Origin of the sequence: Caballeronia insecticola (genome assembly GCF_000402035.1) — a bacterium.
In the GTDB taxonomy this organism is placed as follows: Bacteria; Pseudomonadota; Gammaproteobacteria; order Burkholderiales; family Burkholderiaceae; genus Caballeronia; species Caballeronia insecticola.
Genome location: NC_021294.1, coordinates 1,348,669 through 1,373,397, shown reverse-complemented (window position 1 = coordinate 1,373,397; position 24,729 = coordinate 1,348,669). Strand labels below are relative to the sequence as shown.

At 62.8% G+C, this 24,729-nt stretch carries 24 protein-coding genes; 22 read left to right on the top strand and 2 right to left on the bottom strand.

The genetic code is table 11. The features are described 5' to 3' along the window. The first annotated feature begins 202 nt into the window (after positions 1-202). The 7 genes from BRPE64_RS20345 (at position 203) to BRPE64_RS20315 (ending at position 8,845) form a co-directional block, all read left to right on the top strand. Complete coding sequence (locus BRPE64_RS20345; protein ID WP_016355424.1) at positions 203-1,222, top strand: LacI family DNA-binding transcriptional regulator; 1,020 nt, start codon at positions 203-205, stop codon at positions 1,220-1,222. A gap of 2 nt (positions 1,223-1,224) precedes the next feature. Further along, positions 1,225-2,712 carry a sugar ABC transporter ATP-binding protein gene (locus BRPE64_RS20340; RefSeq protein ID WP_044042605.1) on the top strand — a complete coding sequence of 496 codons (1,488 nt, stop codon included), beginning with the start codon at positions 1,225-1,227 and terminating at the stop codon, positions 2,710-2,712. Further along, positions 2,693-3,709: an ABC transporter permease gene (locus BRPE64_RS20335; RefSeq protein ID WP_016355422.1), complete on the top strand. Its 1,017-nt coding sequence runs from the start codon at positions 2,693-2,695 to the stop codon at positions 3,707-3,709. The genes BRPE64_RS20340 and BRPE64_RS20335 overlap by 20 nt, the downstream gene beginning before the upstream one ends. Positions 3,710-3,734: 25 nt before the next feature. Then, positions 3,735-4,700 (top strand): substrate-binding domain-containing protein, encoded by a 966-nt coding sequence (locus BRPE64_RS20330; protein ID WP_016355421.1) that lies wholly within the window; start codon positions 3,735-3,737, stop codon positions 4,698-4,700. A gap of 47 nt (positions 4,701-4,747) precedes the next feature. Then, positions 4,748-5,809 (top strand): sugar phosphate isomerase/epimerase family protein, encoded by a 1,062-nt coding sequence (locus tag BRPE64_RS20325; RefSeq protein WP_016355420.1) that lies wholly within the window; start codon positions 4,748-4,750, stop codon positions 5,807-5,809. Further along, a complete protein-coding gene (locus BRPE64_RS20320) occupies positions 5,806-6,927 on the top strand; it encodes a Gfo/Idh/MocA family protein (protein ID WP_044042604.1) in 1,122 nt (373 codons plus the stop codon). The genes BRPE64_RS20325 and BRPE64_RS20320 overlap by 4 nt, the downstream gene beginning before the upstream one ends. A gap of 205 nt (positions 6,928-7,132) precedes the next feature. Continuing rightward, complete coding sequence (locus BRPE64_RS20315) at positions 7,133-8,845, top strand: alpha/beta fold hydrolase (protein WP_016355418.1); 1,713 nt, start codon at positions 7,133-7,135, stop codon at positions 8,843-8,845. A 174-nt stretch (positions 8,846-9,019) separates the two neighbouring features. On the opposite strand, the gene BRPE64_RS31945 is transcribed toward BRPE64_RS20315, so the two are convergent. Both BRPE64_RS31945 and gndA read right to left on the bottom strand, forming a co-directional pair. After that, positions 9,020-9,862 carry a hypothetical protein gene (locus BRPE64_RS31945; protein WP_144063457.1) on the bottom strand — a complete coding sequence of 281 codons (843 nt, stop codon included), beginning with the start codon at positions 9,860-9,862 and terminating at the stop codon, positions 9,020-9,022. Between the two features lie 263 nt (positions 9,863-10,125). Continuing rightward, on the bottom strand, positions 10,126-11,532 hold the full coding sequence (gene gndA / locus BRPE64_RS20305; protein WP_016355416.1) for an NADP-dependent phosphogluconate dehydrogenase: 1,407 nt from the start codon (positions 11,530-11,532) through the stop codon (positions 10,126-10,128). A gap of 329 nt (positions 11,533-11,861) precedes the next feature. Here gndA and BRPE64_RS20300 point away from each other — a divergent pair, with 329 nt between their 5' ends. From BRPE64_RS20300 to BRPE64_RS20230, 15 genes are all read left to right on the top strand, one after another. Further along, complete coding sequence (locus BRPE64_RS20300; protein WP_016355415.1) at positions 11,862-12,203, top strand: hypothetical protein; 342 nt, start codon at positions 11,862-11,864, stop codon at positions 12,201-12,203. 54 nt (positions 12,204-12,257) lie between these two features. Next, entirely contained in the window at positions 12,258-13,199 is a 942-nt protein-coding gene (gene panE, locus BRPE64_RS20295) for a 2-dehydropantoate 2-reductase (protein WP_044042602.1), read from the top strand. A gap of 3 nt (positions 13,200-13,202) precedes the next feature. Beyond that, positions 13,203-13,754, top strand: coding sequence for a chromate transporter (locus BRPE64_RS20290; protein WP_016355413.1), 552 nt, complete (start codon positions 13,203-13,205; stop codon positions 13,752-13,754). After that, the gene (locus tag BRPE64_RS20285) at positions 13,751-14,278 is read left to right on the top strand and encodes a chromate transporter (RefSeq protein WP_016355412.1); all 528 of its coding nucleotides are present in this window, start codon (positions 13,751-13,753) and stop codon (positions 14,276-14,278) included. The genes BRPE64_RS20290 and BRPE64_RS20285 overlap by 4 nt, the downstream gene beginning before the upstream one ends. A gap of 408 nt (positions 14,279-14,686) precedes the next feature. Further along, the gene (locus BRPE64_RS20280) at positions 14,687-14,992 is read left to right on the top strand and encodes a hypothetical protein (protein WP_044042601.1); all 306 of its coding nucleotides are present in this window, start codon (positions 14,687-14,689) and stop codon (positions 14,990-14,992) included. Positions 14,993-15,015: 23 nt separating this feature from the next. Beyond that, on the top strand, positions 15,016-15,576 hold the full coding sequence (locus BRPE64_RS20275) for a hypothetical protein (RefSeq protein WP_044042600.1): 561 nt from the start codon (positions 15,016-15,018) through the stop codon (positions 15,574-15,576). A 91-nt stretch (positions 15,577-15,667) separates the two neighbouring features. Further along, complete coding sequence (locus tag BRPE64_RS20270; RefSeq protein ID WP_016355409.1) at positions 15,668-16,006, top strand: thioredoxin family protein; 339 nt, start codon at positions 15,668-15,670, stop codon at positions 16,004-16,006. Positions 16,007-16,093: 87 nt separating this feature from the next. Next, the gene (locus tag BRPE64_RS20265; protein WP_044042803.1) at positions 16,094-16,798 is read left to right on the top strand and encodes a FadR/GntR family transcriptional regulator; all 705 of its coding nucleotides are present in this window, start codon (positions 16,094-16,096) and stop codon (positions 16,796-16,798) included. Between the two features lie 99 nt (positions 16,799-16,897). Beyond that, positions 16,898-17,794, top strand: a complete 897-nt coding sequence (gene ltnD / locus BRPE64_RS20260) for an L-threonate dehydrogenase (protein WP_044042599.1) — start codon at positions 16,898-16,900, stop codon at positions 17,792-17,794. Further along, a complete protein-coding gene (gene otnK, locus BRPE64_RS20255; RefSeq protein ID WP_016355406.1) occupies positions 17,791-19,071 on the top strand; it encodes a 3-oxo-tetronate kinase in 1,281 nt (426 codons plus the stop codon). The genes ltnD and otnK overlap by 4 nt, the downstream gene beginning before the upstream one ends. Then, positions 19,071-19,712, top strand: a complete 642-nt coding sequence (otnC, locus tag BRPE64_RS20250) for a 3-oxo-tetronate 4-phosphate decarboxylase (protein WP_016355405.1) — start codon at positions 19,071-19,073, stop codon at positions 19,710-19,712. Before otnK ends, otnC begins: the two co-directional genes overlap by 1 nt. Positions 19,713-19,759: 47 nt before the next feature. Next, entirely contained in the window at positions 19,760-20,548 is a 789-nt protein-coding gene (gene otnI, locus BRPE64_RS20245) for a 2-oxo-tetronate isomerase (RefSeq protein ID WP_016355404.1), read from the top strand. Positions 20,549-20,567: 19 nt separating this feature from the next. After that, a complete protein-coding gene (gene denD, locus BRPE64_RS20240; RefSeq protein ID WP_016355403.1) occupies positions 20,568-21,533 on the top strand; it encodes a D-erythronate dehydrogenase in 966 nt (321 codons plus the stop codon). Between the two features lie 275 nt (positions 21,534-21,808). After that, entirely contained in the window at positions 21,809-22,927 is a 1,119-nt protein-coding gene (locus BRPE64_RS20235; RefSeq protein ID WP_016355402.1) for a DedA family protein/thiosulfate sulfurtransferase GlpE, read from the top strand. Beyond that, positions 22,924-24,723, top strand: a complete 1,800-nt coding sequence (locus BRPE64_RS20230) for an FAD-dependent oxidoreductase (RefSeq protein WP_016355401.1) — start codon at positions 22,924-22,926, stop codon at positions 24,721-24,723. Before BRPE64_RS20235 ends, BRPE64_RS20230 begins: the two co-directional genes overlap by 4 nt. Positions 24,724-24,729: the final 6 nt, after the last annotated feature.

The following is a 24,729-nucleotide window of genomic DNA, read 5'->3' as shown; positions in this document are numbered from 1 at the left end:
TCGTGATTTCGTGCGTGTTCGAATGTCGAGCGTGTGATTCTGCCCGCTCACACCCTACGACGAGCCGCCACACGCGCGATCGACACCGCACGCGAAATTCGCTCTTAAGCGTTTCTCCCTAGTCGATATCGATTGCCTTCCCCGCTCGTACGATCAAATAATGTAATCCATTACATCCCGATCGCGACCAGCGACGCTCGACATGTCGGATACGGTTCGTCCACGCGAAGAAGTATCGATTGCCGACGTCGCGCAGCGCGCGGGCGTATCGGTCGCCACGGTGTCGCGCGTGCTGAACGGTCACACGAACGTTCGCGAGGCAACGCGCGACAAGGTGCGCGAAGCGGTCGCGGCAAGCGGCTATCGCATCAACGAACTCGCGCGCAATCTGCGCACGGCCGAAAGCCGGCTGCTTCTCACCATGGTGCCCGACTTCGGCAATCCGTTCTATGCGGCGATCGTGCGTGGCATCGACAGCGTCGCGCGTCAGAACGGCTACTTCATGCTGTTGTGCGATACCGGCGCGGATCCGTTGCGCGAGCGGAGCTATTTCGATCTGCTGCGCGGCCGCCGCGCGGATGGCGCCATCTGTCTCGATCCCGCTGCCGTGCAGAAGGCGCTCGCCGAGGAAGCATCGACGCTGCCGTGGGTCGCGTGCTGCGAGTTCGATCCCTCGGCGGGTGTGCCGTATGTCGGCATCGACAATCATCGCGCGGCGGGCGATGTCGTGCGCTATCTCGTCGACAAAGGTCATCGCCGCATTGCGCTGATCAACTCGGGACAAGGCTATCTGTATGGACGTCAGCGGCTCGCGGGTTATCGCGATGCGTTGCAGGACGCGGGCATCGAGCCGCATCCCGCCTGGCTGATCGAACTCGACAGCCTCGACTACGATGCAGGCGAACGCGCGGCCGCGCAGCTCGCGTCACTCGGCGACACGCGGCCGACCGCGGCGTTCGCGGTGTCGGACACGCTCGCTATCGGCGTGATGAACGGCTTTCGCGGCGCGGGGCTGCGCGTGCCGGACGATATCGCCGTCGTCGGCTTCGACGATATCGCCGTGGCCGCGCACGTCTATCCGCCGCTCACGACCATCTCGCAACCGATGCAGCTGCTCGGCGAAACCGCCGCCGGCCTGCTGCTCAAACGCCTGCGCGAGCCGCACGCCGAGGTGCCGGGCGTGCTGCTGCCGCATCGCCTGATCCAACGAAGGAGCGCGTGACGATGAGTCTTGCCGTGCGCTTTGAGGGAATCGAAAAACAGTTCGGGCCGGTGCGCGTGCTGCACGGCGTGAGCTTCGAACTCGCACCGGGCCGCATCTACGGCCTGCTCGGCGAGAACGGCGCGGGCAAATCCACGTTGATGAAAATCCTCGCGGGCTACGAGCGACCGAGCGCGGGCGAACTGTATATCGACGAACGGCAACGCGAGTTCGCGAGTTCGCGTGACGCCGAGCATGCGGGCATCGTGCTGATCCATCAGGAACTGAATCTGGCGGATCACTTGAGCATCGTGCAGAACATGTTTCTCGGCCATGAGCTTAAGAAGGGCTTCTTCCTCGACGAACCCGCGATGCGTGAAGCCGCGCGCGCCAGTCTCAACGAAGTCGGTCTGCACAAGAATCCGGATACGCGAGTGCGCGATCTGATCGTCGCGGAGAAGCAACTCGTGGAGATCGCCAAGGCGATGTTGCGCGACGCGCGCCTGCTCATCATGGACGAGCCGACCGCGACGCTCACGCCCGCCGAGACGCAGCGTCTGTTCGGCCTGATGACGCGTCTGAAGGATGCGGGCACGACCATCGTCTATATCTCGCACAAGCTCGACGAAGTGGAACGCATCACCGACGACGTGATCGTCATGCGCGATGGCCGCTTCGTCGCGCGCGCGCCGACTGCGGAACTCACGCGTCAGCAGATGGCGAACCTGATGGTCGGCCGCGAAGTCTCCGACATGTTTCCCGACAAGCCGCCGCTCGCCGAAGACGCGCCCGTCGCGCTCGAAGTCGCGCAGGCGTCGGTGCCGGGCTGGGCGCATGACGTGAGCTTCGCCGTGCGCGAGGGCGAAGTGTTCGGCTTCGCGGGTCTCGTCGGCGCGGGGCGCACCGAGTTGTTCGAGGCGCTGGTCGGGCTGCGGCCGTCGAGCGCGGCGCGCATCGTCATCAATGGAAAGACGGTCGAGCTGAAGAATCCGCGCGATGCCATGCGCCACGGTCTCACCTACTTGAGCGAGGATCGCAAGGGGCGCGGCCTGCATGTCGACATGGCGCTCAAAGACAATCTCACGATGATGACGCTCGAACGCTACGCGCATCCGCTCGTCGACACGCGTGCGGAACGCGGCGCGCTCGCCGTCGCGATGAAGGATTTCGGCATTCGCACGGGCAACGCGTCGAGCCGCGCGCGCATGCTTTCGGGCGGCAATCAGCAGAAGCTCGCGCTCGCGAAATTTTTGAATCCCGATCCGCGCGTGATCGTGCTCGACGAACCCACGCGCGGCGTCGATGTCGGCGCGAAACGCGACATCTATTTTCTGATTCACCGGCTCGCCGCCGAAGGGCGTGCGGTGATCGTGATTTCATCCGAACTGATCGAGCTGATCGGGCTGTGCCATCGCGTTGCCGTGATGCGCGCGGGCGAACTCGTCGCGACGCTCGGCATGGATCTTTTGACCGAAGAGAGGTTGATCGCGCATGCGACCGGCACACACTGAAGACATCGAAAGCGAGAGCCGCTTGTCCGCCGTCGCGCGCTTTCTGTTCAACGTCGGGCCGCTGATCGGGCTTGTCGTGCTGTGCGTCGGCGGCACGCTGCTCAACGGCGACTTCGCCACCGTCGACAACGCGATGAACGTGCTCACACGGACCTCGTTCATCGGCATCATCGCGGTGGGCATGACCTTCGTGATCATCTCGGGCGGCATCGATCTGTCCGTCGGATCGATGGCCGCGCTCATTGCGGGCAGCATGATCTACACGATGAACGCGCTCCTGCAGGGCTTTCACGGGCATGCGGTGCCGCCGCTCATGATCATCGCGCTGGGCATCGTGCTTGCGCTCGTGCTCGGCGCGCTGTTCGGCCTCGCGCATGGTTTGCTCGTGACGAAGGGGCGCATCGAGCCGTTCATCGTCACGCTGGGCACGCTCGGCATTTTTCGCGCGCTGCTCACGTGGCTCGCGGACGGCGGCGCGCTCACGCTCGACAACTCGCTCGTCGATCTTTACGGGCCTGTCTATTACGCGAGTTTGTTCGGCGTGCCGGTGCCGATCTGGATTTTCCTGATCGTGGCGGCGGGCGGTGCGCTCGTGCTGAATCGCACGGTGTACGGCCGGCATGTGCAGGCGATCGGCTCGAACGAACAGGTCGCGCGCTATGCCGCGATTCGCGTGGATCGCGTGAAGATCGCCACGTATGTTCTGCTCGGCATGTGCGTGGCGGTCGCGACCATTCTCTACGTACCGCGCTTAGGCTCGGCCACGCCGACAACGGGCCTTCTGTGGGAACTCGAAGCGATCGCTTCAGTGGTGGTCGGCGGGACGGCGCTCAAGGGCGGCGAAGGGCGCGTGATCGGCACGGTCATCGGCGCGATTCTGCTTTCGGTCATCAACAACATCCTGAACCTGACGAGCATCATCAGCGTGTATCTGAACGCGGCAGTGCAGGGCGCCGTGATCATCCTTGTAGCGGTTTTGCAGCGTGGTCGTCGTTAAAGCTCATAAATCTGGAGACATCGTCATGAAAAAAATGCTTCGCGCGCTCGGCGCGCTCACGTTCGCGGCGAGCGCGTTCGCCGCCGCTTCGTCGTCCGCTTTCGCCGACGACAAGGTCGTGCTCGGCGTCGCCATTCCGACCGCGGATCATGGCTTCACGGGCGGCATCGTCTGGTGGGCCAACGAGGCGAAGAAGGAGCTTGAGAAGGCGCATCCGGACCTGAAGGTGATCGTGAAAACGGCGGGCACCGCGCCCGAGCAGGCGAACCAGTTGCAGGATCTCGTGACGGTCAACAAGATCAACGCGCTCGTGATTTTCCCGCAGGAATCGGCGTCGCTCACGCAGCCGGTGGCGCAGGTGAAGAAGAAGGGCGTGTATGTGACGGTGGTCGATCGCGGCCTGACCGACACCAGCGCGCAGGACGCCTACGTGGCCGGCGACAACACCGCGTTCGGCAAGATTCCCGCCGAATATCTCGCGAAGGCGCTGGACGGAAAGGGTGACATCGTCGCGCTGCGCGGCATTCCGACGACGCTTGACAACGAACGCTGGAACGCATTCGAAGGCGTGATCAAGCAGCATCCCGACATGAAGATTCTCGATGCCAAGTACGCGAACTGGAATCGCGACGATGCCTTCAAGGTGATGCAGGATTATCTGACGCGCTTCAAGCATATCGACGCCGTCTGGGCAGCCGACGACGACATGATGATCGGCGTGCTGAAGGCGATCGATCAGGCGAAGCGCACCGATATCAAGATCGTGTTCGGCGGCGCGGGTTCGAAGGAAGCGGTGAAGCGTGTCATGGACGGCGACAAGCGCGTGCAGGCCGACGTGTCGTACTCGCCGAAGTTCATCTACGACGCGATCAAGCTGACGGCCGAAGCGCGCCTGAAGGGCGACAAGCTGCCGCCGACGACGATCATCCCGTCGGTGCTGATCACCAAGGACAACGCCAAGCAGTTCTATTACCCGAACTCGCCGTTTTGAGTGCGTGGCCGGTCACGCGTTGACCGGCGCTTTTTCAGAGGCGAAAGATGAAGACCATCAAGGGCCCCGCGATCTTTCTCGCGCAATTCATGGGCGATCAGGCGCAGTTCGATTCGCTTGCCGGTCTCGCGGCATGGGCCGCTTCGCTCGGCTATAAGGGCATTCAGGTGCCCGCCGATCCGCGCCTGATCGATCTGGAAAAAGCCGCATCGAGCGATGCCTATTGCGACGATATCCGCCGCACCGTCGAAGATGCGGGCGTTGCGATCACCGAATTGTCGACGCATCTGCAAGGGCAGTTGATCGCCGTGCATCCCGCTTACGATGCCTTGTTCGACGGCTTCGCGGCGCCGCATGTGCGCGGCGATCCGCCCGCGCGCACCGCATGGGCGACGTCGCAATTGAAGCACGCGGCGCAGGCTTCGCAGCGGCTCGGGCTGAATGCGCACGTGACGTTTTCGGGCGCGCTGGCGTGGCCGTACATTTATCCGTGGCCGCAGCGTCCGGCGGGTTTGGTCGAAGCCGCGTTCGACGAACTCGCCGCGCGCTGGCGCCCGATTCTCGATGCGTTCGATCATGCGGGCGTCGATGTGTGCTACGAGCTGCATCCCGGCGAAGACCTGCACGATGGCGTGACCTTCGAACGCTTTCTCGCGGCGGTGGACGATCATCCGCGCGCGAACATCCTGTTCGATCCGAGTCACTTCGTGTTGCAGCAACTCGATTACCTCGCGTTCATCGACATCTATCACGCGCGCATCAAGGCGTTTCATGTGAAGGACGCGGAGTTCCGGCCGAACGGAAGGCAGGGCGTGTACGGCGGCTATTCGGGCTGGGCCGAGCGCGCGGGACGTTTTCGTTCACTGGGCGATGGCCAGATCGACTTCAAGGCGATCTTCTCGAAGATGGCGCAATACGATTTTCCCGGCTGGGCCGTGCTCGAATGGGAATGCGCGCTGAAGCATCCGGAAGACGGCGCGCGCGAGGGCGCGGTCTTCATTCGGGAGCACATCATCCGTGTGGCAGAGCGCGCCTTCGACGATTTCGCGGGCAGCGGCGCGAGCCGCGAACAATTGCGCGACGTGCTCGGGATCGGAGATCAGCGATGAATCGCGTCAGATTGGGAATGGTCGGTGGCGGCGAGGGTGCGTTCATCGGCGCGGTGCATCGGATCGCGGCGCGGCTCGATGATCGTTATGAGCTTGTGGCGGGCGCGTTGTCGTCGGATGCGCGGCGTGCGGCGGCGAGTGCGGCGGCAATCGGTCTCACGCGCAGTTACGACGATTATCGCGAGATGGCGCGGACCGAAGCGGGCCGGTCGGACGGCATCGAGGCGGTGGCGATCGTCACGCCGAATCATCTGCATGCGCCGATCGCCACCGCTTTCCTCGAAGCGGGCATCCATGTGATCTGCGACAAGCCGTTGGCTGTTTCGCTCGCTGAAGGCGAGGCGCTGGCGAAGCTTGCGCGCGATAAGGATCGCGTGTTCGCGGTGACTTATACGTACACGGGCTATCCGCTCGTGCGTCATGCGCGCGGGATGGTACGGCGCGGACTGCTGGGCGATATTCGCGTGGTGCAGGTCGAGTATGCGCAGGACTGGTTGTCGTTGCCGGTGGAGACACAGGCGAATCGCCAGGCAGTGTGGCGCACCGATCCGGCGCTGGCCGGCCCGGCGGGCTGTCTCGGCGATATCGGCACGCATGCGTATCAGCTTGCCGAATACATCACGGGGATGCGGCCGTCGGAGTTATCGGCGGATGTGACGACGTTCGTGCCGAATCGGCGTGTCGACGATCACGTGCAGGCGATGTTCCGTTATAGCGGCGGCGCGCGCGGGATGTTGTGGGCGAGTCAGGTGGCGGCGGGCGAAGAGAATGCGCTGCGGCTGCGCGTGTACGGCACGAAGGCGGGCATTGCGTTCGATCAGGAGAAGCCGAACGAATTGTGGTTCACGCCGATAGGCGGCGCGTCGGAGCGCATCACGCGCGGGCGCGTGCAGAGCCCCGAGGCGCTGCACGCGACGCGCGTGCCGGCGGGGCATCCGGAAGGTTATCTGGAGGCGTTCGCGCAGGTTTATACCGATGCAGCGGCGTGTATCGCGAGCGGCACGACACAAGGCGATGACTGGTTGACGACGGTGGAGGATGGGGTCGCGGGTTTGCGGTTTGTGGAGGCGGTTTTGAGGAGTAGCGGGAAGGGTGGGGAATGGGTGGGGGTGGGGTAGGAAGGGGGGCAAAGATTCGGATAGCCTCGGTCAATTCGTCCGCGGGTAATCGCGATGTCGCCCCAGGCGGTTAAAGACTCGGCTGTTCGAATAACTGCAACTTAGAATAATTTGTTGAAAGGCTATAGCCAATCTTCTATAACAATTTTGTTAGACGCGGTAAGCCCACAGAGAAATTAGCTAACGAGATACGCGGCGGGGCGCCATGCGACTGGAAAACACGAAGGCGGAGGTGCGGGGAGCGTCCGAGTCGCTTGTTGTGGTTGTACATGGTTGGACTGGTTCTTCATACAAGATGCATGATGTCCGATCGGCGGTCAAGGACGCCATGCCGAATGCGGATCTACTCATTCCGGACTACGCAGCCGGTTTTTTGTCTAGCGAAGATCCTATCGAGATTACCGAGGCGCTCGTCCGATGTATAAGCGACGCCGTTATGGCCCGTGAAGCCAGAGGCTCGCCATATAAGGAAATCATTTTGATCGGTCATAGCCTTGGTGCGTTGTTAGTGCGCAAGGCGTATGTCTTTTCAAGAGGTAAGAATCAGGATCGTGCAAGCTATTTAAGTCCGGCTCCCCAAGCGTGGGGAGCATTGGTATCGCGGATTATTCTCTTGGCGGGAACCAATCGAGGATGGGAGTTACGTCAAAAGGCCAAAGAGTTGTCCTGGCCGAAGTGGCTTGCCTTCAATACTTGCTCGCAACTCTGGCATTGGTTCCGACTCGCCCGTCTGATCAACAGCGTTCGCGAAGGAGCGCCCTTCGTCGCTAACTTGAGGATTCAGTGGGTCAGCCTTCTGCGTGATTCGTCACTTGCACCTCCGATTCCGATGACGGTGCAACTTCTTGGAACGATAGACGATATCGTCGACGAGCGAGACAACGTCGACATTCAAAGCGGTGCCTCGTTTGTGTACCGGTCGGTTCCCGATACCGGCCACACGAACGTCATTGATTTCTCGGGACAGACCGGCGCGCTTCGAAAGCAGATATTTCTCGACGCGTTACTGGTGGACAGCACGAAAATCAAAAGCGACATGATCGTGGCCTTCAAGGCAGAGCCGGATGTCCAACATGTCGTCTTCGTCATGCATGGTATCCGCGACTATGGAAACTGGACGCAAAGACTTGCACCTTTCATCTACGACATAGCAGGACGAACATCCATAAAGGCGCGTGTCGTCACCTCCGGCTATGGTTATTTTCCGATCGCCGGATTTATGCTTCAGCCTGAACGCCAGAAAAACGTGCGTTGGTTCATGGATCAATACACAGAGGCACTGGCTAAATATCCCCAAGCCGCGATGTCTTTCGTCGGGCACAGTAACGGGACCTACTTGCTTGCGAGCGCATTGGAAAAATATCCCGCGTGCGCATTCGAGCGCGCGGTCTTTGCTGGAAGTGTCGTGAATCGAAGTTTCCCTTGGAGCAAACATATCAATGAACGTCGACTGACCACGCTTCAGAACTTTGTGGCATCGGCCGATTGGGTAGTCGCCATTTTCCCTTCTATCTTCGAGCGTTTGCGCAAGATGAAGTCGGATCTGGGCAGTGCGGGGCACACAGGCTTCGCAGATAGAGATCCGCCGGTGTATGAGGTAACTTACATACGAGGAGGCCACGGCGCGGCGGTCGTCCCTGAGAACTTCGAAACTATCGCAAGATTCGTTCTCGGAGACAACGCAGCGACCCCGAGCCAGCAATTGCTTGCCAAGGGCCAAGCCAGTGCCGCAGTCTGGGCGGGAAAGTTCTGCATGGTTTTTGCCGTTGCCGCGATTGCTTTCGCGCTGCTACCCATGTGGGCAGTCCCAATGGCGTCCCACTTCGGTGTTATTGACGTGTCGTACACCTGGCATACGCTCAGCGCGTTTTCCGCCGGCTGGCTCGTTTTAGTGTACCTAGCGTGCCTCTGGATATGACTCACGCTGAATTCATTGAGCATGTGAGCACAATAACGAATGGATGAGATGTGAATCGCTGCAACTCACCTTGGTTCAAAGAAATCGAGACCGGTATGTCGTTTAAGCCGCAATTTTCAGTCGTTGAAGACCTTCAGGAACTGAACAGAAACTACGTACCTATAAGCTACGGCATCAGACCGCGAACTGTTTTGCGTTCGAAACCGCTCCGTGCAGTTTGCGCCAGTACAGTGTCCGGCGGACATCCTCAGGCAGGTCAAGCCAATCCAGCAAGTCGATGCCTGCGGTGACATAGCAGCCTTTGGCCCGATGTGCCGCATAGTTCTCCTCGAACGTGACGATATGCACCTGCTCCATGCGCCGCACCGCTTCAATAAAGGCCGCGACGTCCGGCCCGTTCTTCATATGCTCCGCGACAAGCAGGGTGAGCTTATGCTGTAAGCGATGAAAATGTTCGAGGATCAGCTTTGCTTCTGGATCGGCGGCGGCAGCGCGGGATACCTTGCCCGTAAAGGTCCTCAATTGCATTTTGAGTTTGCTCGCCATGACGTGGCTATAGATTGCCCGCGTCTTGGTCGCATTGAATAACCCGGTTCCCGCCGCATACATCATGACTCTATAAACGATGGCCAGTTGCTCATCGACTGTCTGCTCCCCCGACTTTGCGTTCTTCCATTCGTTAATCTTATGTGGTGGCTCTGACTTATCCGCTTTCGAAACAATGGCCGAGTCTTTCGGGAACGTTTTGAACAAGTAGAATTTTCCTTCATGTTCAAAGGTCGCATGGCCCACAGTTTTCGCCTCCTTGCGAAACGCAATATGGCTCCCAGTCGGCAAGCCGTGCGCTTTGAATCCGGCGTGGACCGAATCATATTCAGTCGTGATCCCGTTGCAAGTGACCGTGCAAGTGTGCCGCGTGAGTCGTTCTCGGCGCACATTTTCATTCTCCCAAGTCTTAGCGGTTTGCGCGGCCCTAACGCGGCGCGTATTTGCCTTTTTCAAATCGTCCTGGCTCATCATTATTCTCTGTAGGGCATTTCGCCCGGGATCCCCTTCTTGATAACGGCATGCCGTACGAATTCTTGCGTTGGTAAAGGTAGATAAATGACAGCGTCCTGCGCGAACAAAGCTCTGCGTTCGAAGCTCTCAGAATGCCTTGAGGGAACGTCCAAGCGTAGTCGGCTCCGGCCAACCTCGAAGGAATGTTCCCGACCTTCCCAGACCCCCCAAAAAAAACAGGGCGGCCTAAGCCGCCCCGCTCTCAACCACTCAACGCAAACTCACGCCCAGTTCGCGTGAAAACTCCCCGGCTTGTCCACCCGCTCGAACGTATGCGCCCCGAAGAAATCGCGCTGCGCCTGCACGAGATTCGCCGGGAGCCGTTCCGAACGATACCCGTCGAAGTACGCAATCGCCGACGAGAACGCCGGCACCGGCACGCCCGCCTTCACCGCGGCGACCACGACATCGCGCAGCGCTTCCTGATACTTCGCCGCGATATCGCTGAAATACGGATCGAGCAGCAAGTTGGCGAGCGCCGGATTGGTCGCGTACGCGTCGGTGATCTTCTGCAGGAAGCGCGCGCGGATAATGCAGCCCGCCCGGAAGATCTTCGCGATCTCGCCGTATTGCAGATCCCACTTGTATTCCTCCGACGCCGCGCGCAACTGCGCAAACCCCTGCGCATACGAGACAATCTTGCTCAGATACAACGCGCGCCGCACCGCCTCGATAAACGCCGAACGATCGCCATCGAACTTCGGCGTCGGACCCGCCAGCACCTTGCTCGCGGCCACACGCTGATCCTTCAGCGACGACAGCACGCGCGCGAACACAGCCTCCGTGATCAACTGCAGCGGCGCGCCCAGATCCAGCGCGTTCTGGCTTGTCCACTTGCCCGTGCCTTTTTGCGCGGCGCGGTCGAGAATGACATCGACGAGATCTTTGCCGGTCTCATCGTCCTTCTTCGAAAAGATCTTCGACGTAATCTCGATCAGATAGCTGTCCAGCTCGCCCTGATTCCACTCGACATACACGCGGCCCAGTTCTTCGTTGGACAGGCCCGCGACGCGTTTCAGCACGTCGTAGCTCTCGGCGATCAGTTGCATGTCGCCGTATTCGATGCCGTTGTGCACCATCTTTACAAAGTGACCCGCGCCGTCCGGGCCCATGTACGCGACGCACGGCTCGCCGTCCGGCGCCTTTGCCGCGATCTCGGTGAGAATCGGCGCGACGAGTTCGTAGGCTTCCTTTTGTCCGCCCGGCATGATCGACGGGCCCTTCAGCGCGCCTTCCTCGCCCCCCGACACGCCCGTGCCGATGAAATGCAGCCCCGACTTCGCGAGGTCCTGATTGCGGCGGATGGTGTCGGTGAAATGCGTATTGCCGCCGTCGATGAGAATGTCGCCCTTTTGCAGCAGCGGACGCAGTTGCGCGATGGTTTCATCGGTGCCGGCGCCGGCCTTGACCATCATCAGAATGCGGCGCGGCGTTTCGAGCGACTGGACGAACTCTTCGAGCGTGTAGGTCGGCACGAGCTTCTTGTCGGGATGTTCGGCAATCAGTTCGTCGGTTTTTTCGCGACTGCGGTTGTAGACCGAAACGGCGTGACCGCGGCTCTCGATGTTCAGGGCCAGGTTGCGGCCCATGACGGCGAGACCCACTACGCCGATAGCTTGCTTGCTCATGCTTGATCTCCGATAGACCCAAGCCGGCGGCTCGTGGCGCGCGGCTTCGGGGTAAAAATGTGTCGATGAAAGCGGCGTTCGCGCGTGAGAGGTCGTCTCCGTTCCGACGGCGCCCGGCGCGGCTGATTCAACGCGGGCCATGCAGGTTATGCAAGCCGCGTGGGCCAGAAGCCGCGCGCCGCACCGATCGTTGCGCGAACGCAGACCGACCCGAATTTACCACTTTGGGGCGCATCCGGCAGGGAGCGTGCAGGGCGATCGAGCGTCGCGGGCCGCGCCGTCTTAGAATGACAGCCCGCAACGAGCACGCCGCGAAGGCCACCCGGAACATGCCGCCCACCCGGCGCGCGCGACGCCATCACTACTCCGTCTACGTCGTCGAATTGTCCGACGCGGTCTGGAACGAAGCGCGCTTTCGCCGCGCGAATCCGGATTACGTCATCGGCAAGCCGTTCGTCTATGTGGGCATGACGGGCGTCGATCCGGACGTGCGTTTCGACAAGCACAAGGCGGGCATCCAGTCGAACCGCTTCGTGCGCGAGTTCGGGCTGCGCCTGTTGCCGCAGCTTTACGAGATGTACAACCCGATGCCGTACGACGGCGCACGCGACATGGAAGTGGAACTGGCAATCGGCTTACGGGAAGCGGGTTTCGGCGTCTGGCAGGCCTGAAGCCGGGCGATTCATCGGCTCATCGGTTGGGCCATCAAAATCAAGGAGCGGGACATGCGGATTCTGGTAGTGGGGGCGGGGGCCATCGGCGGATATTTCGGCGCGCGCCTGCTCGAAGCGGGCAGGGACGTGACCTTTCTCGTGCGCGAGCGGCGCGCCGAGCGTCTGCGGCAGTGCGGCCTGAAAGTGAACAGCCCCGAGGGCGATCTCGCGTTTCAATGTCCGCCGATGGTGCTCGCCAAAGACATCGACGGTCCCTACGATCTGATTCTGCTGAGCTGCAAGGCCTACGATCTGCAAGGCGCGATCGATTCCTTCGCGCCCGCGGTCGGCCCGCACACCGCCATCCTGCCGCTGCTCAACGGCATGGGTCATCTCGATGCGCTCGACGCGCGCTTCGATCCGTCAAACGTGCTCGGCGGCCAGTGCGTGATCGCCGCGACGCTCGACGCGCAAGGCGAAATCCTGCATCTGAACAACATGCATTCGATGACCATCGGCGAGCGCGCCGGCGGCCGTTCCGCGCGCATCGACGCGATCGCCGCGCAACTCGGCGGCGCGGGCTTCGATCTCGCCGTGAGCGACGACATCCTGCAGTCGATGTGGGACAAGTGGGTGTTCCTCGCCACGCTCGCGACCGGCACCTGCCTGATGCGCGCGCCCGTCGGCGATATTCTCGAAGCGCCCGGCGGCGAGGCGCTGCTCGCGCAACTCTTCGACGAATGCAGCGGCATCGCGGGCGACAACGCGCATCCGCCGGGCGAGGCGGTCGTCGCGCGCGCCCGCGGGTTCTTTGCCGAACGCGGCTCGCTGATGACCGCGTCGATGTTGCGCGATCTGGAGAACGGCGCGCCGATCGAAGCGGATCATATCGTCGGCGATCTGCTCGCGCGGCGGCGCACGCCGGTCGCCGGGCTGTCGGCGCTGGCGGTCGCGTATGCGCATCTGAAGGCCTACGAGACGCGTCGCGCGCGCACGAGCGCCGCACCGCGCTAAGCGATGTCGCCCCACGAACCGGCGCCGCGTCCGTCCGTCGGCGAGATTTTTATCGGCTTTCTGACGCTCGGGCTGACGGCGTTCGGCGGCGCGCTGCCGCTTGCGCGCCGCGAGATCGTCGAGCGCCGCAAATGGCTCGATGCCGACGAATTCACCGATCTGCTCGGCCTCTGCCAGTTCCTGCCCGGCGGCAACGTGATCAATCTGTCGGTCGCGATCGGCATGCGCTTTCGCGGCGTGCCGGGCGCGCTCGCGGGCCTGCTCGGGCTGCTGGTGGGGCCGTCGCTCATCGTGATCGGGCTCGGCGTGATCTATCAGCGCACGCACCAGGATTCGCGCATCGCGCATCTGTTCGCGGGTCTGGCGGCGGCCGCGGCGGGCCTGCTCGTCGCGATGGCCGTGAAGATCATGTGGCCGCTGCGCCGCAAGCCGGAGGCGGCGGCCGTCGCGTTGCTGATGTTCGCGGCCATCGCGTTCCTGCGCACGCCGCTTCTGCCGACGATGCTCGTCTTCACGCCGCTCTCGGTGCTGATCGCCTGGAAGATGCGCCGATGAATCACGACCTGCTCTCGCTCGCCGCGATCTTCAGCCAGTTGTCGCTGCTCGCGTTCGGCGGCGGCAATTCGATCCTGCCGGAAATGCAGCGCCAGGTCGTGCAAGTGCACGAATGGATGAGCCAGGCGGATTTCTCCGCGCTCTTTGCGCTCGCGCAGGCCGCGCCCGGGCCGAACATGATGATCGTCACGCTGATCGGCTGGCACGTGGCGGGCTGGCCGGGCGTGCTCGTCACGTCGATTGCGAAGTTCGGGCCGTCTTCGCTCGTGACGATCGGCGCGCTGCACGCGTGGGAGCGCTTCAAGGACCGGCCATGGCGGCGCTACATTCAACTCGGCCTCGTGCCGATCACGGCGGGGCTCGTCGCGGCGAGCGGCTTGCTGATCGCGGAGGCGTCGGACCGGACGTTGATGCTCGCGGCCCTGACGGCGCTCGTCGCAGTGCTGTCGTATCGAACGCGGCTGCATCCGCTGTGGCTGCTCGCAGGCGGCGCGCTGATCGGGCTGACGGGCTTCGGGCAATAGCGTTCGCACTGCACGGAGCGAGCGTCTTCCCCGCGTCCAGCTTGTTTTTAAAATGTCAAATCGAACAGCGTCCGACTGGCGCAAAAAATGACATTTATCAATATTGACTGAGTAATTTTTGGCTTCGTAGATTACGCACCATCGATTAAACAATAAAAAGCGAATCAATCGTTTTACTAAAACGTTTTCCTTTAATTAGGACGCCTACATGCACGAAAAACATAGACGCGCCGTGTCGGACGACACGTGCGGGAGGACTCTTTCGTCCGCAATCCGTGAATCTTTCATTTAAATATCCAAGAGCACGCGTTTTAAGGAATTGCATAATATCCTGATATATCTCTGTTTATCGTAGTTTTGCGGTCCATGCTTTTAAGCAGGCATCCTTTGTTAATCAGGGAGCATTGAATGAAAATCAGAAGTTCGCCAGTGATTCCGTCGCTCATATGCGGTGACACGCCGCTGGACGGTATGCGCGTGGGGGTGGTGGTCGGAATTGTCGATTCGGACGCGTCGATGTATGTCAACTACGTCATTCAGACCGCGGACGGCAAGAAGTTTTGCACGCAAATGGACGCGAAGCGCAGGGGCAACCGGCACGCGCTCATGCAAATGGCGCTCGAATCCGGGCGGCTCGTGATGGTCGTGGGAGGGATCAACAGTTATTTGCGAGCTTTCGCTTTAGGTGCCGATGCTCACGGCATGGTCAGATAGCAATCTTCAGGATCGATCAAACAATGAACGGTAATAACGCTACTACAAATTTGCTTTTAGTTCAGGGCGGCGCGCCACTTAAGGACGTTCGGGGTGGCTTCCTGAGCCGCATTATCGATTCAAACGATCTCGATAACGTAAACTACATTCTCAGAACGGAAGACGGAATACCTTACTGCGGCCAGCTCAATATTGTCAGTCACGAAAACCGCAATAACCTGCTGATGATGGCGCTCGATTACGGACTGCCCGTCGCGCTTTGCGGAGACGAACGAGGCATTATCACGGGGCTTGCCGTTGCGCCCAGCAACGCTCCCGTCCCCTCTTTAAGCAGTTCTTTTCTCAAACTCCACGAAAAGCGTACGGGAACGGTGATCAGGATCGTCGATCAAGATCCCGCCGCCGCGATCAGCTATATCCTCGAAACCGACGATGGCTCGCGCTACTGCGCGAAAATGTGGCCAAACAGCGAAAATTACGATAACCGGAACAGCCTTTTCATGCTCGCGCTCCGAACCAATATGCCGGTTACGATAACCGGCGGCTTGCGCCAGGAGGTGACGGCCATCGCGGTCGGATCGTAATATCTCCGGCGCGACGCCCGCTCGACCGCATTCCGTCGCGCGGGCCGATTTCCTGCTGTTATCGACGAATAAAGGAGCAAGGACAAGCGCCATGACCATGAATATTGAATATGCGAAGACCGCGCCCGCCCGCGCGGAAATCGATGCGCTCAGCGGTCCCACGGTCGTCGAATTCGGCACCGACTGGTGCGGCTTCTGCCGCGCCGCGCAGCCGCTGATCGCGCAGGCGTTTCAGGGTCACGGCGCGGTGAAGCATCTCAAGATCGAAGACGGCAGCGGCCGCCCGCTCGGCCGCTCGTTTCGCGTCAAGCTCTGGCCGACGCTCGTCTTCATGCTCGACGGCCAGGAAGTCGCGCGCCTCGTGCGCCCCGGCGACGCCACCGAAATTCGCGACGCGCTCGCACTCATCGACGAGCCGCTCGCGCGATAAATTCGCACCGAGGGTTATCACGCGGTGGATCGACATCGTGAAAATTTGTATGATGACCCGATGACTTTATCCTCCGCGTCGAACCGCATGTTCGAAAAGATTCCGCCGCGCGCGCTGAGCGACACGGTCGCGCAGCAATTGCAGAAGCAGATCGAGAAAGGCAGCTTCGCGCAGACCGGCAAGCTGCCGACCGAAGCCGTGCTCGCGCAGGAATTCGGCGTGAGCCGCACGGTAATTCGCGAGGCGATTTCGCGTCTGAAGAACGAAGGCATGGTCGAGCCGCGTCAGGGCAGCGGCGTGTTCATCGTCGAGCGTGCGGGCATACGGCCGTTGCGCATCGATTACGCGCAGGCCGTGGAGCCGGGCGCGGTCATGCAGATACTCGCGCTGCGTCGCGCGATCGAAGCGGAAGTGGCGTCGGAGGCCGCGTTGCGTCGCAGCGTCGAGCAGATGGCCGCCATCGACGCCGCACTCCGCAACATCGATCAAGCCGTGCTCGAGGGCCGCGACGGCGTGGCCGAAGACGTCGCGTTTCATCGCGAGATCGCGAACGCGACGGGCAATCCGTACTTCCTGAAAACGCTCACCTTTCTGAACCAGTATCTGGAGGCCGGCACCATCGTCACGCGGGCCAACGAGGCGTTGCGCGAGGACTTCATGCGGCAGGTGCGCGAGGAGCATGCGGCTATCGCGGACGCAATCCGCGCAGCCGATCCCGCCGCCGCGCGCGACGCCGCGCAGACGCATCTCATCAACGCCGCGCGCCGTCTGGCGGAAGCCGGCATTTGCTAGGGCCTGTTCCGCTGGAAACGAATTTCAAAGTCAGGCGCAACGCATGGCCGTTTTAGATGTGAACAGACCTAACCTAACCTTCCGAGCGAGAGAATCGACATGACGAGAAACGTGGGAGTCATCGGCCTGGGCGCGATGGGGCTGGGCGTCGCGCGCTCGCTGCTGCGCGCGGGCTTCGCCGTGCATGCATGCGACGTGCGCCAGCAAGTGCTCGATGCGTTCGCGGCCGAAGGCGGCATCGCGTGCGCGTCGCCGGCGGAGATGGGCGGCAAGTGCGAGGCCGTGCTGACGGTCGTCGTCAATGCAGCGCAGACGGACGCGGTGCTGTTCGGCGAGCGCGGCGCCGTCGCGGCGATGAAGCCGGGCAGCGTCGTGCTCGCCTGCGCGACCGTATCGCCGCAATTCGCCGCCGACCTCGGCAAGCGTCTCGACGAAAAAGGCGTCCTGCTGCTCGACGCGCCCTTGTCCGGCGGCGCGGCGAAGGCGAGTTCCGGCGAAATGACGATGATGACCTCCGGCCCCGCCGCCGCCTACGCCGCGTGCGAAGACGTGCTCGACGCGATTGCGGGCAAGGTGTATCGACTGGGCGACTCGCACGGCGCGGGCTCCAAGGTCAAGATCATCAACCAGTTGCTGGCGGGCGTGCATATCGCGGCGGCGGCGGAAGCGATGGCGCTCGGCCTGCGCGAAGGCGTCGATCCCGACGCGCTGTATGACGTCATCACGCACAGCGCCGGCAACTCGTGGATGTTCGAGAACCGCGTGCCGCACATACTCGCGGGCGACTACACGCCGCTGTCCGCCGTCGATATCTTCGTGAAGGATCTCGGCCTCGTGCTCGATACGGCGCGCACGTCGAAGTTTCCGCTGCCGTTGTCGGCGGCGGCGCATCAGATGTTCATGATGGCGTCCACGGCGGGCCATGGCGGCGAAGACGATTCCGCGGTCATCAAGATTTTTCCGGGCATCGACATCCCGAAGGGAGCGAAGCAATGACGCAAGCGGCGCAGGCACTGCTCGGCTGTATCGCCGACGATTTCACCGGCGCAACCGATCTCGCCAACATGCTCGTGCGCGGCGGCATGCGCACGGTGCAGACCATCGGCGTGCCGGCTGCGGGTACGCAGATCGAAGCGGATGCGCTCGTCGTCGCGCTGAAATCGCGCACGATTGCCGCGAAAGACGCAGTGCGCCAGTCGCTCGACGCGCTCGAATGGCTGCGCGCGCAAGGCTGCCGCCAGTTCATCTTCAAGTATTGCTCGACCTTCGATTCCACCGACGACGGCAACATCGGCCCGGTTGCGGATGCGCTGCTGGACGCGCTGAAAGACGACTTCACGATTGCCTGTCCGGCGTTTCCGGAGAATGGCCGCACGATCTTTCGCGGCTATCTTTTCGTCGGCGACGTGCTGCTCAACGAATCCGGCATGGAGAACCATCCGCTCACGCCGATGACCGATCCCAACCTCGTGCGCGTGCTGCAGCGTCAGACGAAATCGAAGGTCGGCCTGATTCGCTACGACACCATCGCGCAGGGCGCCGACGCAATCCGCGCGCGCATCGGCGAGCTGAAACGCGACGGCGTGCGTCTCGCTATCGCCGATGCCGTGTCGGACGCCGATCTCTACGTGCTGGGCGACGCGTGCCGCGATCTTGCGCTGATCACGGGCGGCTCGGGCATCGCGCTCGGCCTGCCGCAGAATTTCCGCGCGGCGAATCTGCTCGCGCACGCCGAACACGCCGCCGATCTGCCGAAGATCGAAGGCCGGGCGGTCGTGCTGGCGGGCAGCGCATCGAAGGCGACGAACGCGCAGGTCGCGCAATGGCGCGCATCGAAGCCGAGCTTTCGCATCGATCCGATGGCGCTCTCGCGTGGCGAGCCTGTCGTGCAGAACGCCGTCGAGTTCGCGCGCGCGCACTTCGCGAAGGACGAAACCGTGCTGATCTACGCGACCTCGTCACCCGACGAAGTGAAGGCCGTGCAGAAGGAACTGGGCGTCGAGAAGGCGGGGCAACTCGTCGAAGAGGCGCTCGCGTCGATCGCGCGTGCGCTGCGGGACGAAGGCGCGCGCAAGTTCGTGGTCGCGGGCGGCGAGACCTCGGGCGCGGTCGTGCAGGCGCTCGGCGTGCAGACGCTGCGCATCGGCCCGCAGATCGATCCGGGCGTGCCGGCGACGCAATCCGCTGGCGCGGACGAGGCCATCGCGCTCGCGCTGAAGTCGGGCAATTTCGGCACGGCGGACTTCTTCGACAAAGCGTTGAAGGCACTGTAATGGCATCGAACGAAACGCTCATTCGCGAAGAGATTTGCGTGACCGGCAAGAGCCTTTACGAGCGCCGCTATACCGTGGGCAGCGCGGGCAACATCAGCGCGCGTCTCGACGACGGCTGGCTGATCACGCCGACCGACGCGTGCCTCGGCCGCCTCGACCCCGCCGATATCGCGAAGGTCGATCTGCACGGCAAGCACGTGTCGGGCGGACGGCCGTCGAAGACGCTCGCGCTGCATCGGCGCATCTACGAAAGCAATGGCGAGACGCGCGGCGTCGTGCATACGCATTCGACGCATCTCGTCGCGCTGACGCTCGCGGGCGTCTGGAAACCCGGCGACGTGCTGCCGCCTATCACGCCGTATTACGTCATGAAGGTCGGTCACGTGCCGCTGATCCGTTATCGCCGTCCGGGCGATCCGGCTGTCGCGGAGGAAGTGGCGGCGCTGGCATCGACGGTGCGCGCGGTGCTGCTCGAACGGCTCGGTCCGGTCGTGTGGGAAAAGACGGTTTCGCACGCGTCCTACGCGCTGGAGGAACTGGAGGAAACGGCGCAGCTTTATCTGTCGACGATGCCGCGCCCCGAACCGTTGCCGGACGCGGCCATCGAAGATTTGCGCCAGACCTTCGGCGCGCGCTGGTGAGCGCTGGCGTATGCACTCAGCCACAATTCAATCAGGAGACGCAACCCATGCCACGTTTTGCCGCCAATCTCACGATGATGTACACGGAACACGCGTTCCTTGACCGCTTCGCCGCCGCGGCGAAAGACGGCTTCAAGGCGGTGGAGTTCCTGTTCCCGTACGATTTCCCCGCCGCCGACATCAAGGCGCGCCTCGTCGACAACGGCCTCACGCAGGCGCTCTTCAACGCGCCTCCGGGCGACTGGGCGGCGGGCGAGCGCGGCATCGCGGCGTTGCCGGGGCGCGAGGACGAGTTCAGGCAGAGCGTCGCGAAGAGTTTGGAATATGCCGCCGTGCTCGGCAATGAAAAGCTTCACGTAATGGCCGGACTGATCGCGCCGGAGCAGCCGCGCGCGCAACATCGCGCGGTGTATCTGCGGAATCTGGAGTACGCGGCGAAGGAGGCGCAGAAGGCGGGCATCGGCATCGTGATCGAGCCGATCAACACGCGCGACATTCCCGGCTTCTTCCTGAACCGTCAGGACGACGCGCAAGCCATCTGCGACGAAATCGGCGCGCCGAATCTGCAAGTGCAGTTCGACATCTATCACTGCCAGATCGTCGAAGGCGATATCGCGATGAAGCTCAGGCGCGATATGAAGCGCCCGAACGCGGGCATCGGACATATTCAGATCGCGGGCGTGCCGGAGCGGCACGAGCCGGATATCGGCGAACTCAACTATCCGTATCTGTTCGATCTGATCGATTCGCTCGGCTACGCAGGCTGGATCGGCTGCGAATACAAACCGAAGGCGGGCACGTCGAACGGTCTCGGCTGGCTCAAACCGTACCTTTGACATTACCGGAACGAATCCCATGAAAATTCTGATCACGGGCGGCGCGGGCTTCCTCGGCCAGCGTCTCGCGAAACGTCTGCTCGAACGGAACGAGCTCGACGGCAAGCCGGTCACGGAACTCGTGCTGCTCGACGTCGCGCGCCCGACCGACGAGCGTCTGCTGAGCGACCCGCGCGTGCGCGCCGAAAAGGGCGATATCGCCGACCGCGCGGTGCTCGAACGCCATCTCGACACGCAGACCGAAGCCATCTTTCACCTCGCCGCGATCGTGAGCGGGCAGGCCGAAGCCGACTTCGATCTCGGCATGAAGATCAACCTCGACGCCTCGCGCGCGCTGCTCGACGTGTGTCGCGCAAGCGGGCACAAGCCGCGCGTCGTGTTCACGAGTTCGGTCGCGGTGTATGGCGGCACGCTGCCCGATATCGTGCAGGACGACACCGCGCTCAATCCGCAATCGTCGTACGGAACGCAGAAAGCGATCGCCGAACTGCTGCTCTCCGATTATTCGCGGCGCGGTTTCGTCGATGGCCGCGTGCTGCGGCTGCCGACCATCAGCGTGAGACCGGGCAAGCCGAACGCGGCGGCGTCGTCGTTTGCGAGCGGCATCATTCGCGAGCCGCTGAACGGCGAACGCTCGACCTGTCCCGTCGATGGCGAGACGCGCGTGTGGCTGCTCTCGCCGAAGAGCGCGGTCGAGGCGCTGATCGCGGGCTGCGAGATCGATCGCGCGAAACTGGGCAACCGGCCTATCGTGAATCTGCCGGGCTTGTCGGTGAGCGTGAACGAGATGGTCGCGGCGCTGCGGGAAGTGGCCGGCGACGAAGCGGTCGCGCGCATCGACTGGCAGCGCGACGAGCGCATCGAGAAGATCGTCTCGACGTGGCCGGGCGCGTGGAACACCGCGCGCGCGGAACAACTAGGCCTCACCGGCGACTCGAATTTCGCCGATGTGATCCGCGCCTATATCGAAGACCAGCGCGGCTGAATCCCACACTCTGCGAATTAAGTTTCTCCTTCAACGGGCATCGCGCGCGCGATGTCCGTGCCCTGCGCACCTGTCGTGCTGAGGTTTGCGTTTCCGGGCTACACTTATCTCTTAAATGTGACGAACGTCGGCCCGGCGCCGCGTGCACCGCGTTGAACCACGAGCGGTCGCAAGCTCGTTTCTCTCTCGCTTCCGTGCTTTTCGCGCCATTGCGCCGTTTGCGGCGCGCCACGTCGTCCCGTCAACGAAACACCCTTCCCGCGCGGGAGATTCCCATGTTGTTGCATCAACTAGTCGATCGGTTCGGCCCGGCGATCGTATTCGTCAACGTGATGGGCTCGGCGCTCGGGCTGCCCGTGCCCGCCATGCCGACGATGATCATCGTCGGCGCATCCATTGCGCTGATGGCAGTCGATGGCGGCGCGTTCTGGCCGCCGCTCGCGGGCGTGCTGTGCGTTGCGGTGGCGGGCGGCGTGCTCGGCGATCTCGTCTGGTTTCAGGGCGGGCGCAAGTACGGCGACAAGACGCTCAAGACCATCTGCAAGCTCTCGCTTTCGCGCGATACCTGCGTCAAGAAGACGGAGCGTTTTTTCGGGCGCTGGGGCGTGCGCATTCTGCTCGTCGCGAAGTTCATTCCGGGGCTTTCGCTCGTGTCCGTGCCGCTTGCCGGCGCGATGGGCGTCAAGCTGCGCAGCTTCATCGCGCATGACGGCGCGGGCATCGCGCTGTGGGGCGCGGTCGGGCTGACGGTCGGCGTCGTCTTCGCGGCGCAGCTGGAGATGGTGTTCGCGATGATCGCGCAACTCGGGCGGCAGGCGGTGGGCGTGGTCGCCGCGCTGCTCGCGATCTACGTGGCGTATCGCTGGTGGCGGCGTCGCGCGCTCATGGCGACGCTCGAAAAGGCACGCATCAGCGTGGACGAGTTGTACTCGATGATGAACAACGAGCCGATTCCCGTGATCTTCGATATCCGTTCGCCGGAAAAACGCATGCTCGACCCGTTCACGATTCCCGGCTCGCTCTTCGCCGACGAACGCGATCTCGCGAAGATCGTCGACAGTTACGACAAGGCGCGCAAGGTCGTCATCTATTGCTCGTGCCCGAACGAAGTCTCGGCCGCGTGGATGGCGAAGACCATGCGCAACGCGGGCTTTCGCGACGTGGTGCCGCTCACGGGCGGACTCGACGCCTGGCGGCTCGCCGGTTTCGACGTCGCGCACCTGACCGAATTCGGCGATGTCGTCGCGTCCACGCCCGAGGAAGTCGCGGAAATGGCGGCGATGTGCGCGTGGCCGGGAGCGGCAGCGGCGGCAGCTTCGCAGGCGGCATCGGCATCGTCGGCGGGCTCGGCATCCTTGCATGAAGCTGGTTATCCACACGGAGATCGCGCATGAGCACCACCCCGAACAGCGAGTACGGTCAGAGCATGCCGAATGTCGTCGCATGGAGCGCGCGCGAGCCTGTCGAGAGTTCGAATCCGAACGTCGTGCAGTCGCCCGCCGCTGCTGCCGCGACCGACGACAGCGCGCCGTTCTCGCCGCTCGAAACCCGCGCGCACCAGATGTTTCCGCGCCTGACCGACAACGAGATCGAACGCATGAGCCGTTTCGGCACGGCGGCGCACTGGCGTCAGGGCGAATGGCTGTTCCGCATGGGCGAGACCGGACGCGGCATGGTGATCGTGCTGAAGGGACTCGTGCGCGTGACGCGGCGCAATGCGCTCGGGCAAGAGCATCTTGTAGTCGAACACGGGCCGGGGCATTTTCTGGCGGAAGTGGCGCAACTGTCGGGCAAGCCGTGTCTTGTCGATGGCGTCGCGGCCGAAGAGGTCGACGGCATCGTGATTCCGCCGGAGCGTCTGCGCGCGCTGCTCGTCGCCGAAGCCGAACTGGGCGAGCGCATCATGCGCGCGCTGATTTTGCGGCGTGTCGGGCTGATCGAAAAAGGCAGCGGCCCGGTGCTTCTCGGCCAGTCCGACGACGGCCGCCTCGTCTCGCTGCAAGGCTTTTTTCGGCGCAACGGCTATCCGCATACGGTGATCGACGCCTGCACCGATCCCGACGCCATCGCGCTGCTCGAACGCATTTCGGCATCGACATCCGACTTTCCGCTCGTGATTTGCCCGGACGGCACCGTGCTGCGCGCGCCCGACGAGAATCAGGTCGCGACGCAGCTCGGCTGGCTGCCGGAGTTCGATCCGGCGCATGTCTACGATGTCGCGATTGTCGGCGCGGGGCCGGCCGGACTGGCGACGGCCGTGTACGCGGCGTCCGAAGGGCTTTCGGTGGCGGTGTTCGATTGCCGCGCGCCGGGCGGTCAGGCGGGCGCGAGTTCGCGCATCGAAAACTATCTGGGCTTTCCGACCGGCATTTCCGGGCAGGCGCTCGCCGGACGCGCGTTCGTGCAGGCGCAGAAATTCGGCGCGCATATCGCGATACCGACCAGGATCAAGGCGCTGCACTGCGACTGCAATCCGATTCAGATCGAGTTGCAGAACGGCAAGCGCGTGACGACGCAGACGGTGGTGATCGCGTCGGGCGCGGCGTATCGGCGGCCGGAGATCGCCGGGCTCGAACGCTATGAAGGGCACGGCACGTATTACTGGGCGTCGCCGGTCGAGGCGAAGCTGTGCAAGAACGCGGAGGTCGTGCTGGTCGGCGGCGGCAATTCGGCGGGACAGGCGGCGGTGTATCTGGCATCGCACGCGAAGCACGTGCATGTGCTGATTCGCGGCGCGGGGCTGGCATCAAGCATGTCGCACTATCTGGTCGAGCGCATTGGATCGCTGCCGAACGTGACGGTGCGCACGCACACGGAAATCACCTCGCTCGATGGCGACGGGCGCGCGCTGACCGCGGTCAACTGCAAGACGCCCGACGGGCCGACCGTGATCGAATCGCGCCATCTGTTCTTGTTCACCGGCGCGGATCCGAATACGGAATGGCTGCGCAACTGCAATGTAAATGTCGATGGCAAGGGCTTCGTGCTCACCGGCCCCGAGGCACATGAAGGCCGCACGGAAGGCGTGATGGCGCTGGAGACGAGCGTGCCGGGCGTGTTCGCCATCGGCGATGTGCGCTCGACTTCGACCAAGCGCGTTGCGGCTGCGGTGGGCGAGGGCGCGGCTGTCGTCGCGCAGATTCATGGCTTGCTGGCGCGGCGGGAAGCTTTGGCGTTGCCGGTGGCTTAGATGCGA

Bases quoted from the DNA above. Each gene is read 5' to 3' on its own strand.
- ltnD (WP_044042599.1), top strand. From the start codon at position 16,898: ATGACGAGAAACGTGGGAGTCATCGGCCTGGGCGCGATGGGGCTGGGC.
- BRPE64_RS20330 (WP_016355421.1), top strand. From the start codon at position 3,735: ATGAAAAAAATGCTTCGCGCGCTCGGCGCGCTCACGTTCGCGGCGAGC.
- BRPE64_RS20300 (WP_016355415.1), top strand. From the start codon at position 11,862: ATGCCGCCCACCCGGCGCGCGCGACGCCATCACTACTCCGTCTACGTC.
- otnK (WP_016355406.1), top strand. From the start codon at position 17,791: ATGACGCAAGCGGCGCAGGCACTGCTCGGCTGTATCGCCGACGATTTC.
- BRPE64_RS20320 (WP_044042604.1), top strand. From the start codon at position 5,806: ATGAATCGCGTCAGATTGGGAATGGTCGGTGGCGGCGAGGGTGCGTTC.
- BRPE64_RS31945 (WP_144063457.1), bottom strand. From the start codon at position 9,862: ATGAGCCAGGACGATTTGAAAAAGGCAAATACGCGCCGCGTTAGGGCC.
- BRPE64_RS20270 (WP_016355409.1), top strand. From the start codon at position 15,668: ATGACCATGAATATTGAATATGCGAAGACCGCGCCCGCCCGCGCGGAA.
- otnC (WP_016355405.1), top strand. From the start codon at position 19,071: ATGGCATCGAACGAAACGCTCATTCGCGAAGAGATTTGCGTGACCGGC.
- BRPE64_RS20290 (WP_016355413.1), top strand. From the start codon at position 13,203: ATGTCGCCCCACGAACCGGCGCCGCGTCCGTCCGTCGGCGAGATTTTT.
- BRPE64_RS20285 (WP_016355412.1), top strand. From the start codon at position 13,751: ATGAATCACGACCTGCTCTCGCTCGCCGCGATCTTCAGCCAGTTGTCG.
- BRPE64_RS20230 (WP_016355401.1), top strand. From the start codon at position 22,924: ATGAGCACCACCCCGAACAGCGAGTACGGTCAGAGCATGCCGAATGTC.
- BRPE64_RS20275 (WP_044042600.1), top strand. From the start codon at position 15,016: ATGAACGGTAATAACGCTACTACAAATTTGCTTTTAGTTCAGGGCGGC.
- BRPE64_RS20335 (WP_016355422.1), top strand. From the start codon at position 2,693: ATGCGACCGGCACACACTGAAGACATCGAAAGCGAGAGCCGCTTGTCC.
- BRPE64_RS20265 (WP_044042803.1), top strand. From the start codon at position 16,094: ATGTTCGAAAAGATTCCGCCGCGCGCGCTGAGCGACACGGTCGCGCAG.
- BRPE64_RS20345 (WP_016355424.1), top strand. From the start codon at position 203: ATGTCGGATACGGTTCGTCCACGCGAAGAAGTATCGATTGCCGACGTC.
- BRPE64_RS20315 (WP_016355418.1), top strand. From the start codon at position 7,133: ATGCGACTGGAAAACACGAAGGCGGAGGTGCGGGGAGCGTCCGAGTCG.
- BRPE64_RS20325 (WP_016355420.1), top strand. From the start codon at position 4,748: ATGAAGACCATCAAGGGCCCCGCGATCTTTCTCGCGCAATTCATGGGC.
- panE (WP_044042602.1), top strand. From the start codon at position 12,258: ATGCGGATTCTGGTAGTGGGGGCGGGGGCCATCGGCGGATATTTCGGC.
- BRPE64_RS20235 (WP_016355402.1), top strand. From the start codon at position 21,809: ATGTTGTTGCATCAACTAGTCGATCGGTTCGGCCCGGCGATCGTATTC.
- gndA (WP_016355416.1), bottom strand. From the start codon at position 11,532: ATGAGCAAGCAAGCTATCGGCGTAGTGGGTCTCGCCGTCATGGGCCGC.
- BRPE64_RS20340 (WP_044042605.1), top strand. From the start codon at position 1,225: ATGAGTCTTGCCGTGCGCTTTGAGGGAATCGAAAAACAGTTCGGGCCG.
- BRPE64_RS20280 (WP_044042601.1), top strand. From the start codon at position 14,687: ATGAAAATCAGAAGTTCGCCAGTGATTCCGTCGCTCATATGCGGTGAC.
- otnI (WP_016355404.1), top strand. From the start codon at position 19,760: ATGCCACGTTTTGCCGCCAATCTCACGATGATGTACACGGAACACGCG.
- denD (WP_016355403.1), top strand. From the start codon at position 20,568: ATGAAAATTCTGATCACGGGCGGCGCGGGCTTCCTCGGCCAGCGTCTC.